Source organism: Dyadobacter sp. CY326 (assembly GCF_021390515.1).
GTDB lineage: Bacteria > Bacteroidota > Bacteroidia > Cytophagales > Spirosomataceae > Dyadobacter.
The window spans coordinates 857,606-876,082 of sequence record NZ_JAJUXI010000003.1 but is presented as its reverse complement, the minus strand read 5'-3'; the positions used below and the strand labels follow the sequence as shown (position 1 = coordinate 876,082).

The 18,477-nt window shown below is 42.0% G+C and carries 21 protein-coding genes; 9 read left to right on the top strand and 12 right to left on the bottom strand.

The window, feature by feature from the left end; all coding sequences use genetic code 11:
* Nucleotides 1-73 precede the first annotated feature (73 nt).
* From LZG73_RS08120 to LZG73_RS08100, 5 genes are all read right to left on the bottom strand, one after another.
* A complete protein-coding gene (locus LZG73_RS08120) occupies nucleotides 74-511 on the bottom strand; it encodes a helix-turn-helix transcriptional regulator (RefSeq protein ID WP_233847442.1) in 438 nt (145 codons plus the stop codon).
* A 139-nt stretch (nucleotides 512-650) separates the two neighbouring features.
* Entirely contained in the window at nucleotides 651-1,268 is a 618-nt protein-coding gene (locus LZG73_RS08115) for a dihydrofolate reductase family protein (RefSeq protein WP_233847441.1), read from the bottom strand.
* 20 nt (nucleotides 1,269-1,288) lie between these two features.
* Nucleotides 1,289-1,768: an SRPBCC domain-containing protein gene (locus LZG73_RS08110; protein WP_233847440.1), complete on the bottom strand. Its 480-nt coding sequence runs from the start codon at nucleotides 1,766-1,768 to the stop codon at nucleotides 1,289-1,291.
* Nucleotides 1,752-2,090, bottom strand: coding sequence for a helix-turn-helix transcriptional regulator (locus LZG73_RS08105; protein ID WP_233847439.1), 339 nt, complete (start codon nucleotides 2,088-2,090; stop codon nucleotides 1,752-1,754). The genes LZG73_RS08110 and LZG73_RS08105 overlap by 17 nt, the downstream gene beginning before the upstream one ends.
* Before the next feature lie 170 nt (nucleotides 2,091-2,260).
* Nucleotides 2,261-3,187, bottom strand: a complete 927-nt coding sequence (locus LZG73_RS08100; RefSeq protein WP_233847438.1) for an SDR family oxidoreductase — start codon at nucleotides 3,185-3,187, stop codon at nucleotides 2,261-2,263.
* Nucleotides 3,188-3,403: 216 nt separating this feature from the next.
* Here LZG73_RS08100 and LZG73_RS08095 point away from each other — a divergent pair, with 216 nt between their 5' ends.
* The 8 genes from LZG73_RS08095 to LZG73_RS08060 all read left to right on the top strand — a co-directional run bounded on the left by LZG73_RS08095 (nucleotide 3,404) and on the right by LZG73_RS08060 (nucleotide 10,841).
* On the top strand, nucleotides 3,404-4,312 hold the full coding sequence (locus LZG73_RS08095) for an AraC family transcriptional regulator (RefSeq protein WP_233847437.1): 909 nt from the start codon (nucleotides 3,404-3,406) through the stop codon (nucleotides 4,310-4,312).
* A 302-nt stretch (nucleotides 4,313-4,614) separates the two neighbouring features.
* Nucleotides 4,615-5,175, top strand: coding sequence for a carboxypeptidase-like regulatory domain-containing protein (locus LZG73_RS08090; protein WP_233847436.1), 561 nt, complete (start codon nucleotides 4,615-4,617; stop codon nucleotides 5,173-5,175).
* A gap of 28 nt (nucleotides 5,176-5,203) precedes the next feature.
* Complete coding sequence (locus tag LZG73_RS08085) at nucleotides 5,204-7,018, top strand: TonB-dependent siderophore receptor (protein WP_233847434.1); 1,815 nt, start codon at nucleotides 5,204-5,206, stop codon at nucleotides 7,016-7,018.
* A 98-nt stretch (nucleotides 7,019-7,116) separates the two neighbouring features.
* Nucleotides 7,117-7,461 (top strand): hypothetical protein, encoded by a 345-nt coding sequence (locus LZG73_RS08080; protein ID WP_233847432.1) that lies wholly within the window; start codon nucleotides 7,117-7,119, stop codon nucleotides 7,459-7,461.
* 210 nt (nucleotides 7,462-7,671) lie between these two features.
* The gene (locus LZG73_RS08075) at nucleotides 7,672-8,418 is read left to right on the top strand and encodes an SDR family oxidoreductase (RefSeq protein ID WP_233847430.1); all 747 of its coding nucleotides are present in this window, start codon (nucleotides 7,672-7,674) and stop codon (nucleotides 8,416-8,418) included.
* A 14-nt stretch (nucleotides 8,419-8,432) separates the two neighbouring features.
* On the top strand, nucleotides 8,433-9,293 hold the full coding sequence (locus LZG73_RS08070) for an AraC family transcriptional regulator (protein WP_233847428.1): 861 nt from the start codon (nucleotides 8,433-8,435) through the stop codon (nucleotides 9,291-9,293).
* A 76-nt stretch (nucleotides 9,294-9,369) separates the two neighbouring features.
* Nucleotides 9,370-10,404, top strand: a complete 1,035-nt coding sequence (locus LZG73_RS08065) for an aldehyde reductase (protein WP_233847426.1) — start codon at nucleotides 9,370-9,372, stop codon at nucleotides 10,402-10,404.
* 20 nt (nucleotides 10,405-10,424) lie between these two features.
* Nucleotides 10,425-10,841, top strand: a complete 417-nt coding sequence (locus LZG73_RS08060) for an AraC family transcriptional regulator (RefSeq protein WP_310588388.1) — start codon at nucleotides 10,425-10,427, stop codon at nucleotides 10,839-10,841.
* A gap of 88 nt (nucleotides 10,842-10,929) precedes the next feature.
* On the opposite strand, the gene LZG73_RS08055 is transcribed toward LZG73_RS08060, so the two are convergent.
* Entirely contained in the window at nucleotides 10,930-11,565 is a 636-nt protein-coding gene (locus tag LZG73_RS08055) for an L-2-amino-thiazoline-4-carboxylic acid hydrolase (protein ID WP_233847424.1), read from the bottom strand.
* A 114-nt stretch (nucleotides 11,566-11,679) separates the two neighbouring features.
* On the opposite strand from LZG73_RS08055, the gene LZG73_RS08050 reads away from it, so the two are divergent.
* Entirely contained in the window at nucleotides 11,680-12,957 is a 1,278-nt protein-coding gene (locus LZG73_RS08050) for a homocysteine S-methyltransferase family protein (RefSeq protein ID WP_310588386.1), read from the top strand.
* On the opposite strand, the gene LZG73_RS08045 is transcribed toward LZG73_RS08050, so the two are convergent.
* The 6 genes from LZG73_RS08045 to LZG73_RS08020 form a co-directional block, all read right to left on the bottom strand.
* Nucleotides 12,954-13,154: an SRPBCC domain-containing protein gene (locus LZG73_RS08045; protein WP_310588385.1), complete on the bottom strand. Its 201-nt coding sequence runs from the start codon at nucleotides 13,152-13,154 to the stop codon at nucleotides 12,954-12,956. The genes LZG73_RS08050 and LZG73_RS08045 overlap by 4 nt on opposite strands.
* A gap of 602 nt (nucleotides 13,155-13,756) precedes the next feature.
* Complete coding sequence (locus LZG73_RS08040) at nucleotides 13,757-14,041, bottom strand: hypothetical protein (RefSeq protein ID WP_233847422.1); 285 nt, start codon at nucleotides 14,039-14,041, stop codon at nucleotides 13,757-13,759.
* Between the two features lie 28 nt (nucleotides 14,042-14,069).
* Nucleotides 14,070-14,402 (bottom strand): hypothetical protein, encoded by a 333-nt coding sequence (locus tag LZG73_RS08035; RefSeq protein WP_233847421.1) that lies wholly within the window; start codon nucleotides 14,400-14,402, stop codon nucleotides 14,070-14,072.
* A gap of 72 nt (nucleotides 14,403-14,474) precedes the next feature.
* The gene (locus tag LZG73_RS08030; RefSeq protein WP_233847420.1) at nucleotides 14,475-15,698 is read right to left on the bottom strand and encodes an ice-binding family protein; all 1,224 of its coding nucleotides are present in this window, start codon (nucleotides 15,696-15,698) and stop codon (nucleotides 14,475-14,477) included.
* A gap of 337 nt (nucleotides 15,699-16,035) precedes the next feature.
* On the bottom strand, nucleotides 16,036-16,617 hold the full coding sequence (locus LZG73_RS08025) for an AraC family transcriptional regulator (RefSeq protein WP_233847419.1): 582 nt from the start codon (nucleotides 16,615-16,617) through the stop codon (nucleotides 16,036-16,038).
* 287 nt (nucleotides 16,618-16,904) lie between these two features.
* Nucleotides 16,905-18,308: a serine hydrolase gene (locus tag LZG73_RS08020; RefSeq protein WP_233847418.1), complete on the bottom strand. Its 1,404-nt coding sequence runs from the start codon at nucleotides 18,306-18,308 to the stop codon at nucleotides 16,905-16,907.
* Between the last annotated feature and the right edge of the window lie 169 nt (nucleotides 18,309-18,477).

Genomic DNA, 18,477 nt, shown 5'->3' with positions numbered 1-18,477 from the left:
ATTAGTTGGCTTTGAACACCCTTAATAAATTTTGTAGTAGCCAAGATTATCAATAGTCATGTCTTGCCATTTGTTAAATGCTAAATTTGTTCCCCCCAATCAACCGCTCCAACCTCCCCATCATCTCATCCTTCTCCTTCAACATCCGCTCATACAAAGCAATCTTCTCCTCATGAAGCTGAATTATCTTTTCGATAGGATTTAAATAAATGGTGCCCTGATTAAAGGAGTTATCATTTGCATGATCGTGGTACGTGTTGGTAATGATATTAATCGCTTGATTCTCATCAAAATTCCGAATCGCCTCAGCCGGTATTTTAAGTATTGCCGCGACCTGCTCCAAAATATCCGAGTCGATTTTTTCCCTTTGTTCGAGTAGGGAAATTTTTTGCTGGTTCCAATCTTCCCCCAGCTCAAACGCCAAATAATCTTGTTTGATTTGGAGCATCTCTCTGAATCTCTTCAAGTTACGGCCTTCGTGGATTTTTGGATTGGAGGTAGTATGTGCCATGTGGAAAGGGTGTTTGGTTAAAAAAAGCAATTTATATAAATCTGCCGGGAAGTGCTCGGATAAATTACGGCCGGCCCGCGTAGGGATTGCAATGTATGTTACCGGGCGATTGTGTTGGGGACATTACATATTCAATATCTCACTTCTTCGTCAGCTTGTACCTCAAATGCGTGGTGAGTTCGGACGGTATCACTTCCATGATCTGAATATCATAAATATCTTCGATACCATCGAATAGCCGTATGCCACTTCCCAGAAAGACCGGCGCAATGTGAATGAAAAATTCGTCGATGAGGCCAGCGTTGAGAAATTGTTGGATCGTGTTCGCGCCTCCTTGTATCCTGATATCCTTTCCCTTTGCCGACTCCCGTGCTTTTTCCAACGCACTTTGTGGGCCGTCATTTATAAAGTAGAAGGTTGTAGTCCCTCTCTGAATCCAGGGCTCGCGCTTTTCGTGCGTAAGCACATATACGTCGGCTTCATACAGGTCTTCCGCCCAGGCTACTTCGCCTTCCTCGAACATCCGCTTTCCCATAATGTACGAGCCTGTCCGGGCAAACACATCGTCGATCAATGTCCCATCTGTTCCATCCTCCTGGCCGCCTTTCACCTTGATGTGTTTCCAGAATGCCTTTTGTTTGAACATCCATTGATGAAGTTTGCCCGAAGCGCCGCCCATCGGGTTTTGCGGACTTCTGTTGTCACCGGCGAAATAGCCGTCGAGAGAAATCCCGCTGTCAAAGATTATTTTGCTCATGCTGATGCTGAATTATGATTTTAAATGCTTTGTAATTGAAGTTCCAGTTTGTCAAACATCTCTATCCAACCGCGATACGCGCCTGTTTTCCTGGCTTTCTGTTCCGATACGGCTTCGTAGATCACTGCCTTTGTCTGATTACCGAGAGATTCGAATGTTACTTTGATCAAAATCTCGCCCGGCCAACCTGTCGATTTTAAATCATCTGGTGATAATACATCGCCGTTTTCGTTTGAAAGCCTGATAGTATATACTAATTTCTCCGGTCGCCGGATTTCCAGGTATTTGCCGACAACCCATCCACTGCCGTGGGTCGGATGATCGATGCGGTAATGAAAGCGTCCACCTTCCTCGACTTCGATATGCTTATAGTCGATCGTGCAGCCATCGGGCGCATACCAGCGTTTAAGTTTTTCAGGGTCGGTCCATGCGTCAAAAACCCGATCGATGGGCGCATGGAATATGCGTGTGATTAAGAGTTCCTTATCCTGTGGTTTCATTTTTGCTGTCTTTTATATCTGCTAAAAATTTGTCCAACTTTTCGAATCGCTGATTCCAGAGTTTGCGAGACTCATTCACCCAGTCGGCCACTTCATCCAACTGATCCAGCCGCGCCTCACACATTTGCTCGCGCCCTCTCTGGGTAAGCGTCACCATTCCGCATTCATGCAGCACTTTTAGATGTTTGGCAATGCCCTGGCGGGTAATGCCAAAGTCGTCCACAATCTGACCGATATTTAATGCCCCACCCGATAACCGCTGGATGATCATTCGTCGCGTAGGGTCGGCAATCGCCTGAAACACATCCCTTCTTTCAATCATATACAACCATTTGGTTGCTAATTTAAGCACAACCATCTGGTTGTACAAATGTTTTCTAGTACAATGGAAATTATTATTTAACGTCGGTATTCACCTCGGCGGAAAGAAGGTTCCAGCATATTATTCATTTTTTTTAATTGTTACTTGATAGGAGTATCAAAATGTAAGTGCTAAAATTCAACTTTGGCTAACGCCTGGGATACCTCCCATAATTTCAAAGAAACGTTTTCATCCAATGCTTGTGCCGGTATTTTCGCGATGGATGGAAACCCTCGGGTCTCACTCATTTTATTTGGACCGTAATACAAACCTCCTTTAGCCTCCGGAGAAGTGGCTGCAAATAATGTTGGCAAGGCTCCTTGTGCAACTGGCTGGAACAAAAACGGAAGAAAAGTTCTCGCAATTCCTGCGGCGCTCCATCGCCCTGCACCGGTAATAAGTAAGTTTGTTCTGGAAACACCTGGATGTGCAGCCATACTCATGATACCCCAGCCGTGCTTTTCACTTTGTCGCTGAAGCTCCAAAGCAAACATGAGGTTCGCTAGTTTTGCCTGACTGTATGCCTTCCCCGGAGCATACGAAGATTTTGACTGAAGGTCATCAAAATTGATTATTCCTCCACGATTTGCTACACTAGAAACGGTAACAACACGAGCACCTGGTGATTTGCGTAATAATGGCAAAAGTTGTGCTGTTAATGCAACGTGACCAATATGGTTGGTGCCGAACTGTAACTCAAAACCATCGGCAGTTTCCAGTCGTTTTGGGGGCGTCATTACGCCAGCGTTATTGATTAGAAGGTCGATGGCTTGTCCTTTTAAAATCATCTTCGACGCGAAGGCTTTGATTGAAGATAAATCTGCAAGGTCCATTTTTTCAAAACTCACTTTTGCCTTCGGGTTAATCTCATGAATCTTAGCAATTGATTCAGCCCCTTTTTTTTCAATACGCCCCATCATGATCACATTCCATCCTGATGATGATAAAGCCAGTGCATCTTCATATCCTACACCTTCTGTACTACCTGTAATTACAGCTAAACCATTGTTTCTCTGAGGAATATTAGCTGCTGTCCAATTCTTGATTTCGTTCTGCATTTTAATTGTATTTTGTTAATGCAAAGTTCTGGAACAGTCAAAAAACGGATGTAGCCAAAAGTCGTATTATTGTAGTAAAAAGAGAGGGTGGTATTAATCCAAAAGGCAAAGCAGCAACCCGCCCTTTCGACTACAAGATTGAGCCTTTTGGCTAAAGACGCTTCGCAAGGACTAGAGAACTTTGCACTTACAAATCTGAATTGACGACATTGTAATATGGAAAATACGAAACCTTACCGGATAGAGTCCATTACGGAAATCCATCGTCTGATGGGCCTGGAAAAACCATTCCATCCGCTAATAGGGATACTTGATTTAGCGGGACTAAAAAATGATACGGGGCTCGAAGCTGTCGTATTTGACTTGTACGTAATCTCCATGAAGAGGGGATGTGACAAACTTTTCTATGGACAGCAGAAATACGATTTCGACGAAGGTTTGATGGCCTTCATGTCTCCCGGGCAGGTTTTGCGTGGTGAAGAGAATGGTGTGCCGCACAAGCTTGAAGGCTGGATGCTCTTTATCCATCCGGATTTCTTATGGAATACCTCGCTTGCTAAAAAAATCAAGCAATACGAGTACTTTGGTTATTCAACTAATGAAGCCTTATTCCTTTCTGACCACGAGGAAACCCTGGTCAACGGCATTGTTGCCAACATCAAAAACGAATACAAATCCAATATTGACAAGTTCAGTCAGGATGTGATCATTGCGCAACTAGAACTGCTGCTGACCTACGGGCAACGTTTTTATGAACGTCAGTTCATCACCAGAAAAATAACCAACAGCAGAATTTTGGAGCGAATGGAAGCGGTGTTGACCGAATATTTTAATGACGATGACTTGGTCTCAAAGGGATTACCTACGGTTAAGCACGTTGCAGAGAAACTTAATGTTTCAGCTAAATACTTAGGCAGTTTACTCAAGCAATTAACCGGGCAGACTACCCAGCAACATATTCACGAAAAGCTGGTAGAGAAGGCCAAAGAGAAACTATCCACGACCGAATTAACGGTAAGCGAAGTTGCTTATGAACTGGGCTTTGAACATTCGCAATCGTTCAATAAGCTCTTTAAGGCAAAGACAAAACAAAGCCCGCTGGAATTCAGGCAATCCTTTAACTGACTAGTGGGTCGGGCTGCATGGAAAGCATGCCGTGATGTCCAAATAACATGGCGACGTATATACATGACGGTTAATGCTTGTGGTGGTCGCCTAAGTGGGTCGCGTATAAAAGAAAGGTGTTAGTTTAATGTACAGTTGATTTGAGAATAACTCCCCGTATCATTCGGGGAGGCATTTTGATCGTCATAAAGCCTTGATACTGTTTGAATAACCAATTTCCCTTTTATCTACAATAGAAGGCGTTGATACACCCGTCTATCAATGCCGTTGCAATTTTTGTATTAACAATAAATCAGAATCAAATGAAACCAAAAAGTAGGGTGAAGACCCAGGTTATGACCCTGTTTCTAAGTATGGTCAGTGTGCTCTCTTTCGCACAAAAGTCAGGCAGTTTTAAAGGAAAAATTTTAGATCAGTCCACCAAGCAACCTATTGTCGGTGCAACAGTCCAAATTGATAAAACACAATTCGGAACGAGCACGGACACGACGGGTTCATTTACCATTAATAACATACCCACCGGCACGCACGCTGTAACAATCTCATATGTAGGTTTTCAAACAAAACACATTAGTGAGATAGCAATTACATCAGGCAAGACCTATTACACAGAAATAGAGGTTTTGGAGGACATAACCAGTTTAACTGAAGCTACGGTTAAATCATTCAAAGGCGAAAACAACCCATTAACACCTATCTCGACTTTTTCTCTTTCAAGAGAAGAAATTTTCCGGAACCCCGGCGCACAGGGCGATATCATGAGGGCTTTGTCAAGTTTGCCCGGCGTGGTAAGCAGCGGCGCGCAGTATTCTGCCATTGCCGCAAGGGGGCAAGGGGACCCAGGACAATGTGTATATGGTTGATGATATCCCTATGTTTAATTTATCCCACATGGAAGCCGAAGGGTTTTCTTCCGGTTTCAATGATCCCAATGGTGGCAGGTTCAGCATTTTTGCTCCGCGAATTATCGATAATGTACAATTTCAGAATGGGGGCTTCGATGCGGTATACGGGAGAAAATCATCGTCTTACCTCGGTCTTGGCATTAAAGAAGGCAACAAAGAAACCTGGTCATTTGTGGGGCAGTTTGATCTGCTGGGAGGAACTGTTTTTGCCGATGGTCCTCTTTCTAAAAAAACGAGTGTTTTTGCATCGGCGAGGTATCAGAATTTTGGCTTGTTGCAAAGAGTGTTAGGTATGGAAAACCCTACTAGTGTTGCTTTTGGCGATTATCTTGTTAAAACGACCACGCAAATCAATGCCAAAAATAAGCTCTCATTGATCGCTATGTATAACCCTGAAACTCCACGCAGGGGCATTGAGGATGTTGGGTCCGGCTATAATATAAACGAGGATAATAGCTTGGGTACAATACTTTTTGATCATAAAAGCACTAAAACTTTGGTTGGCCTGAATTTGCGGACTTTGATTGATAGCAAGAGTTATATCAAAAATGTACTTTATTTCCGCGCATCAACAGTTGATAATACTTTTGGAGATTTTACCCCCTCACTGGATGAAGAAGGTGTAATACTCGACCCAAGATTTGGAAAATATGAGGATGATTTACGTCGCATAAAAAACAATCAGACCGAAATAGGCTATCGTTCCATTTATACCAAACGCTTTGACAGGCTGGTAGTTACCGCAGGTATAGATGCGATGGAGATCAATCTGGATCACGAACGAAATATTACACGTACCGATACCGTATACACTTTCCGCAGCACCGACCCACGGCCGGGCCCTGGCCAGTATTACCAGATTTTGGATCCGTCGCTTTACAATTCAACATTTGAGAAAACCGCTTTCAACGGCTCGGGCTATGTGGCTGCATCGTGGACGGTTGCTTGCGGCTTTACGTTAAATCCAAGTATCCGCTACGATTATACCGGATTTACCCGGCAGCATACCGTGTCGCCCCGATTGAGTGGTAGCGTGTTGCTGGGTGATAAACAAAGCATCAATTTTTCCTCAGGTATCTATTATCAGGATGCGGCCTACTCCGATGTTGCAGGCCAAAGCGGGGGCAATACATTGAAAAACGACCGTACTTTTCAAAACATCATTGGCTACAGATATCAATTTTCAAGCGATCTGAAATTGGTGGTAGAAGGCTGGCACAAGCAGTTTGATGATTTGATTGTGCAGCCAAACCGTGTGCAGAGTTACCTGAACAACAATGGAACAGGGTATGCTTATGGAGGCGATGTAAGTGTAATAAAAAGGCTTTCGCAAAAATGGTATGGGCAGGTTAGCTACTCTTACATGCAAAGTAAAAGGGACGACAATAATGGTTTGGATGAATACGACTACACCTTTAATATACCGCACAATTTTTCTCTGTTGGGCAGTTACAAACCCAATGAAAAATGGATATTCTCCGGTAAATTCCGATATAGTACGGGCCGTCCTATCGATGAGTATATTGTTCATGACAATGTACTGAACGATCCCAATAAGATACGTTACTCACAAGAAATTACGGCTGTAAATGGTAGACGTCTGGCAGATTATGTCAGCCTGGATATCCGGGTTGATTATAATGTCCCGATGAAAAAAGGCATGTTCTCCGCGTTTGTGGATTTGGCAAACATCAACAACCAATTCAACGTCAACGCTGAGATTTTTGTACCGCAAACGGGTAGGGTATTTAACAGTGGCTTAGGTGTATTTCCCACGTTTGGTGTCCGGGTAGAGCTGTAATGACCCCCAATTCCCGAGCCCTTCACTGGCTGGATTGCAAATGAATTGGTATTAAGAATTGAAAATTTCGAACAATAACACTTTAACAACTATTTCAAATGAAAATCATTAGCATAGTACTTATTTTAGTTTCAGCGGCTCTGAGCATAAAACACGGTTGGGACGGATTTCCCCCGCCCGGCCCGGAGCAGGCGAAGATGATGGCCAACTTAGGTATCACCCAAACCATTATGCCCTATTTCAGCATGTTTTCAATCATTCTGGGATTCACATTGTTTTTCCCGCAAACCTTTTTCCTGAGCAATGTATGCTCGGCCATTACCATTGTTCTGATCATGGCGTTGTCATTGAGAGCGGGAGATACAAAAACGGCATTGATAGAAATTCCATTCCTGGCTTTACCATTACTACTGATCTGGTTGAAATATCCATTTAAATTTTAAAATACCCTACTAATGAACCCACCGATCAACTGATGGATTTTCATTTCATGAAATGTCAAGATCATTTCAAGTACGATTTTTCGTTTGTTCGTCCGGATCACACACTTTTTTAAGCTATGGCACCCGACGTTTAAACAAAGCGAATAGGACGTTTGAACAAAACAACCCAAAAAGATGCTGTCTAATTTTGGTCTCAATTAAATAATAAAAATGATGACAACGAAAAAGACAGCATTTATTACAGGAGCAAACAAAGGCGTCGGATTGGCGACTGCAAAACAACTGGCACAACTCGATTATCAGGTTTACCTGGGAAGCCGTGATAAATCAAACGGACAAAAAGCAGTAGAAGAACTAAGAGAATTAGGATTAACCAACGTTGACTTAATTCAAATCGACGTGACAGACGAAGAGTCTATTATAAAAGCCAAGCTTGAATTAGAGAGCAAAATGGATAGGCTTGACGTGTTGGTAAACAATGCAGGAATCGGCGGCACGTACCCGCAGAATGCATCTGAGATATCGATTGATAATTTACGTACCGTTTTCGAAACAAACTTCTTTGGGGTAATTCAGGTGACGCAACATTTCCTTGAACTTTTAAAAAAGTCCGGTGAACCTAGAATCGTGAATGTTACGAGTGGATTGGGTTCACTTACTAACCATAGTGACCCCAATGCTCCGTATTATGATTCATTCAAATACCTTAAAATGATGGCCTATTGTAGTTCCAAGACTTCATTGAATGCATTTACGGTAATGTTGGCTGACGAGTTCAAAGACACTGCTTTCAAAATAAACAGTGTTTCTCCCGGATTTGCTTCAACCTCTTTAAACAATTTTACCGGAACACATAGTCCCGACGAAGTAATCAATGCTATAATAAAATATGCTACGCTTGACCAAACTGGCCCAACCGGGAAATTCGTTGGTGAAGAAGGGGAAGTTGCATGGTAATGACTAGCGGCAATATGGAATTCCCATTCGAATACATTGCCCCGGATATTAAATTATTTCGCAACCAAGGGAAAGAGTTTAAAATGGAGGTCATATTTGACTGCCATATGCTTGTATGGTTCATTTCGGGTAAAGCTAAAATTCACCAGGCAGATCAAAGCTACCTGTTTACGGCAGGCGACATTTTTCTTATTCCAAGAAATCAACTAGCCACAATCATCAATTATCCCCAAGTCGGACTGCCTTACACATCGGTTGTAATGCATCTGTCTACTGCACACCTGAGGGAATTTTACGCTAACCTGAATGTAAAAACTTACGCTTCTCCAAAACACAGTATCCTAAAATTCGATAAGCACCCATTATTAGAAAGGTGCCTTGCTTCGCTGATACCTTATTTTGACGTACTGGGAAAATTTCCGGAAGATATCGCTTCATTAAAAATTACAGAAGCAATTTCGATCCTGAGAAGTGTCGACAAAACCGTTGACAACATATTGGCGAACTTTGATGAACCGAATAAAATTGATCTGGCGAATTTCATGGAAAGGAACTTTATGTTCAATATGCCGCTGCAAAAGTTCTCCTATCTGACAGGACGCAGTTTGACTACTTTTAAAAAGGATTTTTATAAAATCTATAAGATAACGCCGCAGCGTTGGCTAACGCAAAGACGTTTGGAATTAGCACATTACCATCTTGCCAAGAAAAACAGAAAGCCGGTCGAAGTGTATTTAGAAACCGGCTTTGAAAATTTATCACATTTCTCTTTTGCGTTCAAAAAACAATTTGGGATGACGCCGACAGAACTTTCCAGCGGCGAGAGGGAACAACCCACGCACGGCGGATCCATTAAAAAGTATATGGACCTTTGAGCAAAGTATTATTGGACTTTTTAGCAAAGTCCCATTCCATTTTTTGAGCAAACTTTGCCATAAAATAATATAAAAAATGGAAGGTAAAGAGACTGTTTTAGTTACAGGTGGCAATGGTTTTGTTGGCTTACATATTGTGCTGCAATTGTTGCAAAAAGGATATAAGGTAAGAACAACGCTTCGCTCTATGGCAATCAAGGATAAACTGGTTGAAACCTTAAAAACCAATGGAGTTTCGTCGTTTGGGAATCTCTCGTTTATTGAAGCCGAACTGACCAGCGATGATCATTGGCAGGAGGCCATGAAAGATTGTAAATACGTGTTAAGTGTTGCATCTCCTGTGTTTTCTGAAATACCCAAAGATGAAAGCAAAGCCATTGGACCTGCCTTGGAAGGCATTCTAAGGGTTTTGAAATTTGCCTCTAAAGCCGGTGTAAAACGGGTAGTTATGACTTCCAATTTTGGGGCGGTGGGATTTAGCCAGACCGATAAAAGCAGACAAACTACCGAAGCCGACTGGACAGATCCGAATCTAAAAGGCTTATCAATTTATGAAAAATCCAAACTTCTGGCAGAACGGGCTGCCTGGGAGTTCATCAAAAATCAAAGAGGTAATTTAGAATTTGTAACCATTAACCCTGTTGCCATTTTCGGACCATCATTAAACGGGCATGTTTCCAGCAGTTTAGATATTTTGAAAAATATGCTTGATGGCACTTGGAAAGCTATCCCGCCGATCCCATTAAATATTGTAGACGTAAGGGATGTAGCGCTTTTGCATGTTTTGGCTATGGAAAACCCAGAGGCAAATGGCCAGCGATTTATAGCTTCGGCAGATGGACAAATTTCAATGCCACAGATTGCAGCATTTTTAAAAACCGCCAGGCCTGAGGTGTCCGGGAAAGTTTCCAGCAAAAAGATCCCGGCTTTTGCTTTAAAAATTGGATCTCTTTTTAATGAGCAGGCAAAGCAGGGTGTGATGTTTATCAGGGTGAACCGTAATGTGAGCAATTCAAAAGCAAAAACGATTTTAGGCTGGAAACCGGTAGCTAATATGCAAGAGGCAATCCTGGCATCAGTAGACAGTATGATCAAATTTAACCTCCCATAACGCCTTATTATAAAGGTCTTATGCAACTCGATGAAGCGTTTGAAGATCTAAAATATGAGGAGCTTTTAATTATCCTGTTGAAGACCCAGCCTGAACTTGCAGCAGTTTTATTTGAATTTAAAAGACCCGGAAAAATAGATCTGGAAGAATTTATGAATAGTAATTATAAATTCAATGTAAATATAGAACGTTTTGCTTACCTGACAGGAAGAAGTATATCTGCATTCAAAAGGGATTTTGCAGTAGCCTTTCATGAAACCTCTGGACACTGGCTGGTAAAGAGGAGATTGCAAGAAGCCCATTTTCTTATCAGTCAAGAAAATAAGAAACCTTCCGACGTTTATCTCGACTTAGGATTTGAAGACCTCTCACATTTTTCCTTTGCATTTAAAAAGCAATTTGGAATAGCACCGACGCAAGTGGCCGGCCGGATTTAATTATGGCACCAGCTGATTGTATAATTTCTTCAATTCTTTTAAAAGGAATTCGATAATCAGGCTAGTCCATTGGATTCATTGATAACACTTAACCTTCGGTTGCTTCCTCAATTCGCCTGAACCGGAAATCGCATTTGGCTGCTCCGTTAGCGATTGTTCCACTTCGGATTAGTTCAAGGCCCGCCAGACCGGACGTTACTTTATCTACTTCGCAGAGTATGGAGGCATATTTCTCGTAATCGTGTTTTTTGAAAAGTTTACAGATACCGCATTCCATGATATCCACGCCATAGCCAAACCCGTAGGTTTCATTTTTGTCGGTAATGATTTTTGCAATGAAACCGTTGGGATTGGCATTTTGACTTACTTTTTTGTCAAACAACTTTAAAAATAATCCTGCAACGCGGGTGCCGATCAGTTTGGGTGGGAGTTTTTTAAGAAACTGCTGAATTCTGTTTTTTGGCTTCACATATTCGATCACTATTTCCAGACATATTTCCCGGATTCGTTCGAAAGTTTCGCCATGCTCATTGAGTGTTTGTACAAGCGCTAAAAAGTACGCGCTGAAATTGAGCCGCCTGTCGATCGGATTTTTAGATGTTGCGGCAAAGCGGGTATCTTTGGAAATATGGCTGAAATGGTTTTCAGTTTCCATGATCAACTGGGCGGAGTTCACCGGGAAATTCTTCCTGATTGAATTTATAAAATAATCTTTGTAATGCATTTCTTTTTCCGTTTTCTGACATTTAAAACACCTGATTGCATTAAATTTCAGGCTGATTCTTATTACATCCGTAAGATTGATAAATTTAGGTAATTGACCACAAAACTTGAAACCATGCACGCAATAGAAATAGAAGCAGAACAACGAATACTTTTGTTGGACGGAGCAATGGGTACAATGATACAGCAATTAGGATTGGCAGAAGCGGATTTTAGAAATTCATCATTGTCTGATCATCCTATTGAGCTGAAAGGCAACAATGACCTTTTGAACCTGACAAGACCAGATGTAATCAAAGACATTCATGTGCAATACCTGAATGCGGGTGCGGACATACTGTCTACCAACACGTTCGGGGCAAACGGCATTTCACAAGCTGATTACGAAGCGGAGCATCTGGTCTATGAGATCAATTATCAGGGTGCAAAACTGGCGAAGGATGCCGTTCTGGAGTTTCAAAGAAGCAATAATGTCAAGCCTTTGTTTGTAGCCGGTGCTATGGGCCCGACGACAAAGTTGACATCACTATCACCGGATGTAAACAATCCGGGTTTCAGAGCAGTAGACTTTGACCAGCTGGAAAATGCATATACCGAGCAGGCCAATGCATTGATAGAGGGCGGGGTAGATCTGTTTTTGCTTGAAACGATTACTGATACCCTGAATGCAAAAGCAGCACTGTTTGCATTAATGACAATCTTTGAAAAAATCGGTCAGAAATACCCGATCATGGTTTCGGGGACTATTACCGATGCAAGCGGGCGAATTTTATCAGGACAAACCGTTGAGGCATTTATTATCTCCATTTCACATGCTCCCATTTTATCAATTGGCCTAAATTGTGCGCTGGGTGCAAAGGAACTAAGACCGTACATTGAAGTCCTTGACAGGGAAAGTCCATTTATGGTAAGTACACACCCCAATGCAGGATTGCCGAATCAATTTGGAGAGTATGACCAATCAGCGGAAGAATTTGCGGCATTGGTTGGTGAGTTTGCCGGTAATGGGTGGTTAAACATTGTCGGGGGATGCTGTGGCACTACTCCTCACCACATTGCCGCCGCCGCCAAAGCGATTAAGACTATACCACCCAGAAAGAAACCCGGAATTGACAATCGAATGATAAAAACGGTGACAAACTCCAAGGCGGTGACGGTGGTTGATCAATGGACAAACGCTATTGCAGCATCAAAGCCAACCTTTTCATTAAGCGAGTTGATGACAATTGTTTCCCAGGTGGAAGATGAAACGACGTTAGGTAAAGTAAAAGTAAAGTTTGACGCAGAGAAAAGGCTATACCACTCAGAACAAGCTATGTTGTTAAATGCCCATATTTTTGGGAGGTATAATTATCTGAGAGCTAAAAATAAAATTGCAGGGATAAGCGCTTAGGGTAGTTTAATGCTGCCCATTTTGCTACTCCAATATTCACTCATTTCTTCTCGCTGCTCCGCATCTGCAAGCTTGTCATGATGAAAGGCAATTGTTGTCTTTTTTCCGTTTTCCATTACCCGAATTTGGAGCGCGGAATCATGCTCCCATTCTTTCTTTTTCCAGCTCATGCGGATATGGGAATAGGGTTTAAGCACTTTGACTACGGCCTTCTATGCCATCTTTTGTTTGAAAAGACTTTGTACAGTTAAATATCCTAATGAAATTTATGCTGACTATCAGGGCAGAAAGTATCATTTCGAAATGGGAAGTAAGTCTTTCCGAAAAATGCTTGGTGTAGATACCCTCGAAGCATGCCTAGATCCTGCCAGCAGGAGGGCTTTTGTGACATTTTCAGGCCGAGTGAAGCATTACATTGGACTTTTTTTTGATAGGAGGGGGTGGCGCTATCTCGGCCGGCATGAGTTTTATGGGGTTTGTCAAACTTGCTCGCGCAGTTATTATCAAGAAATCGATTAGGTAAAAGCAGCCATCTGTGCAGTTAGTTACATAATAAAGCATCTAAGTATCATAATTCCCATGTCCGGTAATCTCTTGGTTTCGGCGTCCCCTGATGTATGCGGCATGGGACTTTCAGCTATTATAACACATTGACTTTAATAGTCGTTTACTCTAAGCAATGGATGGATATGATGTCATTTGCTTGTCATGTATTATTGCGTTCAGCAGCCATAGCATATAGTTCAGCCCTTGGCGTCCCTCGCCACAATTTACATGGATGGGTAGTTGGAACTAAAATTTATCTAATGGGAAGATCTTTGAAAATCTTCCCATCACAAATTCCATTTAGATAGTCTACCGCTAGTACCGCAATAATCCACCCGTTGTCTGTTATCAGATCGTCACTTATATCATTATAAGACGTTTTCTTACCGCATAATATTTTAATTGCCTCCTGGCAACCTTCCAGCATTGCAAAGTTTTCACAACTGCATATGCCTATCAAATCTATCTTGCTATGAAGGACAGCAATAATCTCCGCAACCTCCCTTTCAGAAGGGATGATTTGTTCTAAACTATTCATATTTACTAGCATTCGCAGAAAGGCTAAATCAGAAGTCCTTCTGCTGATTAGTTTCCACAATTAACCGATACAAGTCTTTGAGCCCTTCCTGATATCTGGCTGCTGCATCCAGGTTGACCTTTCTGATAGCATTAAAATCTTCCTTTCTTAGGACAACATTATTGGTAATGGCTTTATGAAATACATCGCTGCCACTTTGCGTCAGATCCGCAATGACATCACTTGCATGATCCAGTATAAATAGATTCCAAGTATCTATCGTATTCGTATATTCGTTTGCGGTGTACTTTGAAATATACTTTTGGACTATCGCAATTGTTCTGTCGCGGTGTTCAAATAAAAGGTCATGAAATGTGATCATTTGAATATATCAATCGTAAATTTTTGATTTTTTAAAAAGTGTGTGCATAGCCAAACTCACCAATTTCTAATGCTATCGTTTCAAAACTTTTATAAAAGAATCTGGACGGCCCATACGGCTAATCTGAACGACATACATGCCAGAAGAAAGGTGGCTAACATCAATTTCCGGGGACAGGTCTGAAGATTGGGTTTTCTGCTTTATAAAAATCTCTCTTCCAGTGATATCACTCATTTTGATGCTTTGGACCTGACTCATGTCTTGGATGGCCAAAGTAAGTTTATCAACGATTGGATTTGGATAGAGCGCTATTCTTTCTTCAGTTAAAAAACTTACAACCCTTACACGACTATACGTAAAGGATTTATCTATGTCGATCATTTTTAAACGATATAGATTTGCGCCCTTCCATGGGTGCAAGTCTATATACTCATAGTTCACCAAACTGTTACTCTTGCCTTTAGCAAGCACTGTTGACAGCTTCTCCCACTTCTTACCATTAGCGCTATGCTCAATTTCGAAGCGGTCGCTGTTTGTTTCGGCTGTTGTAGCCCATGCGAGCCGAACTGCTTTCCCTTCCGTTATTTTCGCTTCAAAGTTTGTAAGCGTTACTGGTAATGCTGCTTCCAAAGACACAACTCTATTATTATGCAGATCTATGGCGCCGGCTGTTGTCAGTGCCCTGCCTACGATTGAGGAGCCTTCAAGCAATTCAATAGCACCTCCGCCTATAACCGTGCCCCTGAAAATAGAATTGGTTTCCAAATCGAATCTGCCAGTCACTTGCCAGAAGACATTATTAAACGAGGCCGAGTTGATCAGAACTACATTCGAGAATGCACTCGTAGACAATGCTCCGTCAACCTTGAATATGAATAAGGCATTGGGATCGCCCTTTCCATCCAGGATCAATGTTCCATTTATTGTGGAAGCTGCTCCAAGACAGTAAACATTGGGCCCAAGGATTTGATTATTCCCTAATGTTACTGGTAAAACTGCGCCACATGAACGCGATGTCAATGCCGAATATGCAGCGGCCAGGTCCAAAGCGGCCGCATTTGAAATAGCATCAGCGACATGAGTCTCGCCTACGACCACGCCCGGGTTAAATGAAAAAGATCCCTCATTAGTGCCAACATCACCCGTAATGAGTGAAGCGCCTGAGTTATTGAAGGCGCCAGTAGAAGTGAATACTGCAAAATCTCCCGCTGATCCCAAGTTAGGCACCTGCCCCAATAATTCGCCTGAGACAGTGATTGCAAAAGAAAGTAGAAATAGTAGACGTTTTTTTGACATAGCATTTAAGGATTATTGTGAATTAGTTGTACGTCGCAAGTTTGTGTATCGTTTCACCAAGCTGGTTACATAATTTTAAATTTAAGTATCATAATTCCCATGTGCTCTAAGGGCACGTGGTGGCCAAGTCGTTATTAGGACGACTTGACAGCCAGAAAGTAGATTATTTATTGATTATGCAACAAACAGACTGGTGACACCCTAGACTTCGGGTAGGTGCAGTCGTTCTAAATATTTAGAAATCGGTGCAGAAAATGTTCTATTTGCTTACTTGCAAGAAGTGGCCTGGGACATGCAAAAGTGTACGCCTGTTAGGAAGGTGTTGTAGCAGAGTCATTTAATTGATACGCTTCTTAATCCCCACGTCTTCCAATGGCAGCCGCTTTTTGTGTTTAAGACCTTTGAAGAAAGAAGCGGTCAGTCCTGTGACCTTTTTAAATTGAAAAGATAAGTGAGCAACACTGCTGTAATTAAGCAGGTATGAAATCTGTGTAAGGTTGAGCTCGTCGTATATTAGGAGCTCTTTAACACGCTCAATCTTGTGTGCGATAATATAATGTTCTATGGTTGTTGCCGTAACCTCAGAAAAAATGTTGGCTAGGTAGGAGTAATCGTATGCCAGTTTTTCCTCTAAAAACGCAGAGTTGTTGAGCTTAGGAACTTCATCATCACAATAGATCATTTCAATGATCGTAGTTTTGATCTTTTCGATTAGCCGGGCTTTTTTGTCCTCCATCAATTCGAGACCTGACTTCAACAGTGCCAAATGAAGCAGCTCGCGCTGCTGTTCCGTTAAGTCTTCATCAAGCTCTACTTCGCCAAGCTCAATGATACTGTGACATAGTCCTAATGCCTCTAATTCAGCTTTCACCATAAGCTTGCACCTGCGACTTACCATGTATTTAATATAAATCTTCATTCCCAATAAGTGTTTCGAGTATAGCTAAATAATCGACACGGCAAATTACATGTATCAGTGGCGGTCGAACGTGTAAAAAATATTGGGAGAAGCTTAGAAAAAAAATATACCAGACCTGCGTAGCCTGGGTTTCAGAAATGGTCTTATATCAGAAAAGGTGTGCAAAATTCATTTACATAATGACTTGCATTACTCAAACTGTAACAGACCTGACTGCGGAGTTGACGTCAGGAGAGTAGTAATCTCAGAAAAGTGCAATGTTCAGTACATTAAGCTTTACGGAAATACTAATTGTTTATAACCTTTTGTAATCCATTAATTAATGGTCCGACATCAGCCTTACTATTAGCTAAAATTACCAGACCGCTTTTAGCTTGCGGAAAAACAGAAATGTGAGATACGAACCCAATTGTACTTCCATTATGTTGAAAATCGAGCATATTTGCCTTTTTTCTAACACCCCAACCCAAACCTACATTTCCCGCCGTCTGCTGATGCGTTAATTTTACAGCTGGATTGGTTTCACTAATCTGTTGATGAAGATATTTCACCATGTCACCCAGCGTGGAATGTATCCCCCCTGCTGGCGCGAAAATTCCCAGCGCATGAGATGGGCCCTGCCTTCCGTTATCAGTGTAGGGGTTAGCCATCCGCCTCTTCTGTACTTGTGTCAGATCGTAATAGGTATCCTTCATTCCGAAAGGCTTTGTGATGTATTCCTTCAGTAGATCTTCATAAGGTTTGGCATAAACTTCTTCCATAATGTGTCCCAGCAGGGATATGCCCCAGTTTGAATAGTTGTATTTGTATCCGGGAAGTGTATCCAATTTTACCCTGTGCAACGCAGCAAAATACATAGCCGAATCGTAATGTGCCTCAGGAACAACTGGATTGAAATTTCGTTGTTTCTCTATATCATCCGGAAGCGCGGGAAGACGGGAGGTGTGATTCGCCAGATGAAGTAAAGTCACCGGTGCTCCCCCAAAACTCAGGTTTGGGTAATTACCTGAAAGATATTTTCTGATGTCATCATTCAAGGTGACTTTTCCATCAATAACTGCGTGAGCCAGCAAGGTGGCAGTGAAAGTTTTCGTAACTGAGCCAATCTCATACAATGTCTGCGACGACGGGAGTTGTTCAGTATTCTTGTCTGACGAGCCATAATGATAAGTCTGAACATTACCCTTAGCAACAATACCAACTGAGAGTCCCGAGCTGTTTGGATTTTTAAAATACAACCTTGCCAGGCTGTCCACCAATTTATCTGTCGGAGTTTTTAAAGGGTTATTATTTTTGACATTTGGGGCATCTTTCAAAAGCTCGATGGGGACATTTGAAAAACCAAAAGTTGTGAATTTTTTGTCAGCCACTGCGAGGGTCATTTTGATGTCTCTCGTTTCACACTCTAACAAGTAGAAAGCTCTTCCGTCAGCTACTGACTGTAATCGGGCGCTTAAAATGTTACCTGAATTGCGGTTACCTCTTAAAAAGCCTGAAAGCTGGTTCTCGGTAATGTGGTTGGAAAAGGCGGTGTCGGCCAGTTGATATATTCCCTTAAAATCATTCCGGTTGTACCTGGCGACTATCGAATCCTTGACTTCGTTAAGATCTGGATTTATTGTCTGAGATAAAGCGTAACTGCATTCGAAACACAGGGCAGAGATGATAAGCAGATGTCGATATTTTCTCATTTTAACGAAAATTGGTCAAGTACTGCCAATCGGTTGGAGAATAATCGTACCATCGACCTAAATCCATCAATATGAGCTGTTCAGCCATCTGCAAGGTCAACAAATGTCCGAATTTGAACGGCGCGTTTCAGAACTGAACATGGCTACCTATCTTATACTTATAATACCT

Bases quoted from the DNA above. Each gene is read 5' to 3' on its own strand.
- LZG73_RS08020 (WP_233847418.1), bottom strand. From the start codon at position 18,308: ATGAGAAAATATCGACATCTGCTTATCATCTCTGCCCTGTGTTTCGAA.
- LZG73_RS08105 (WP_233847439.1), bottom strand. From the start codon at position 2,090: ATGATTGAAAGAAGGGATGTGTTTCAGGCGATTGCCGACCCTACGCGA.
- LZG73_RS08080 (WP_233847432.1), top strand. From the start codon at position 7,117: ATGAAAATCATTAGCATAGTACTTATTTTAGTTTCAGCGGCTCTGAGC.
- LZG73_RS08050 (WP_310588386.1), top strand. From the start codon at position 11,680: ATGCACGCAATAGAAATAGAAGCAGAACAACGAATACTTTTGTTGGAC.
- LZG73_RS08090 (WP_233847436.1), top strand. From the start codon at position 4,615: ATGAAACCAAAAAGTAGGGTGAAGACCCAGGTTATGACCCTGTTTCTA.
- LZG73_RS08085 (WP_233847434.1), top strand. From the start codon at position 5,204: ATGGAAGCCGAAGGGTTTTCTTCCGGTTTCAATGATCCCAATGGTGGC.
- LZG73_RS08075 (WP_233847430.1), top strand. From the start codon at position 7,672: ATGATGACAACGAAAAAGACAGCATTTATTACAGGAGCAAACAAAGGC.
- LZG73_RS08040 (WP_233847422.1), bottom strand. From the start codon at position 14,041: ATGAATAGTTTAGAACAAATCATCCCTTCTGAAAGGGAGGTTGCGGAG.
- LZG73_RS08025 (WP_233847419.1), bottom strand. From the start codon at position 16,617: ATGAAGATTTATATTAAATACATGGTAAGTCGCAGGTGCAAGCTTATG.
- LZG73_RS08070 (WP_233847428.1), top strand. From the start codon at position 8,433: ATGGAATTCCCATTCGAATACATTGCCCCGGATATTAAATTATTTCGC.
- LZG73_RS08030 (WP_233847420.1), bottom strand. From the start codon at position 15,698: ATGTCAAAAAAACGTCTACTATTTCTACTTTCTTTTGCAATCACTGTC.
- LZG73_RS08115 (WP_233847441.1), bottom strand. From the start codon at position 1,268: ATGAGCAAAATAATCTTTGACAGCGGGATTTCTCTCGACGGCTATTTC.
- LZG73_RS08095 (WP_233847437.1), top strand. From the start codon at position 3,404: ATGGAAAATACGAAACCTTACCGGATAGAGTCCATTACGGAAATCCAT.
- LZG73_RS08100 (WP_233847438.1), bottom strand. From the start codon at position 3,187: ATGCAGAACGAAATCAAGAATTGGACAGCAGCTAATATTCCTCAGAGA.
- LZG73_RS08060 (WP_310588388.1), top strand. From the start codon at position 10,425: ATGCAACTCGATGAAGCGTTTGAAGATCTAAAATATGAGGAGCTTTTA.
- LZG73_RS08065 (WP_233847426.1), top strand. From the start codon at position 9,370: ATGGAAGGTAAAGAGACTGTTTTAGTTACAGGTGGCAATGGTTTTGTT.
- LZG73_RS08055 (WP_233847424.1), bottom strand. From the start codon at position 11,565: ATGCATTACAAAGATTATTTTATAAATTCAATCAGGAAGAATTTCCCG.
- LZG73_RS08035 (WP_233847421.1), bottom strand. From the start codon at position 14,402: ATGATCACATTTCATGACCTTTTATTTGAACACCGCGACAGAACAATT.
- LZG73_RS08120 (WP_233847442.1), bottom strand. From the start codon at position 511: ATGGCACATACTACCTCCAATCCAAAAATCCACGAAGGCCGTAACTTG.
- LZG73_RS08110 (WP_233847440.1), bottom strand. From the start codon at position 1,768: ATGAAACCACAGGATAAGGAACTCTTAATCACACGCATATTCCATGCG.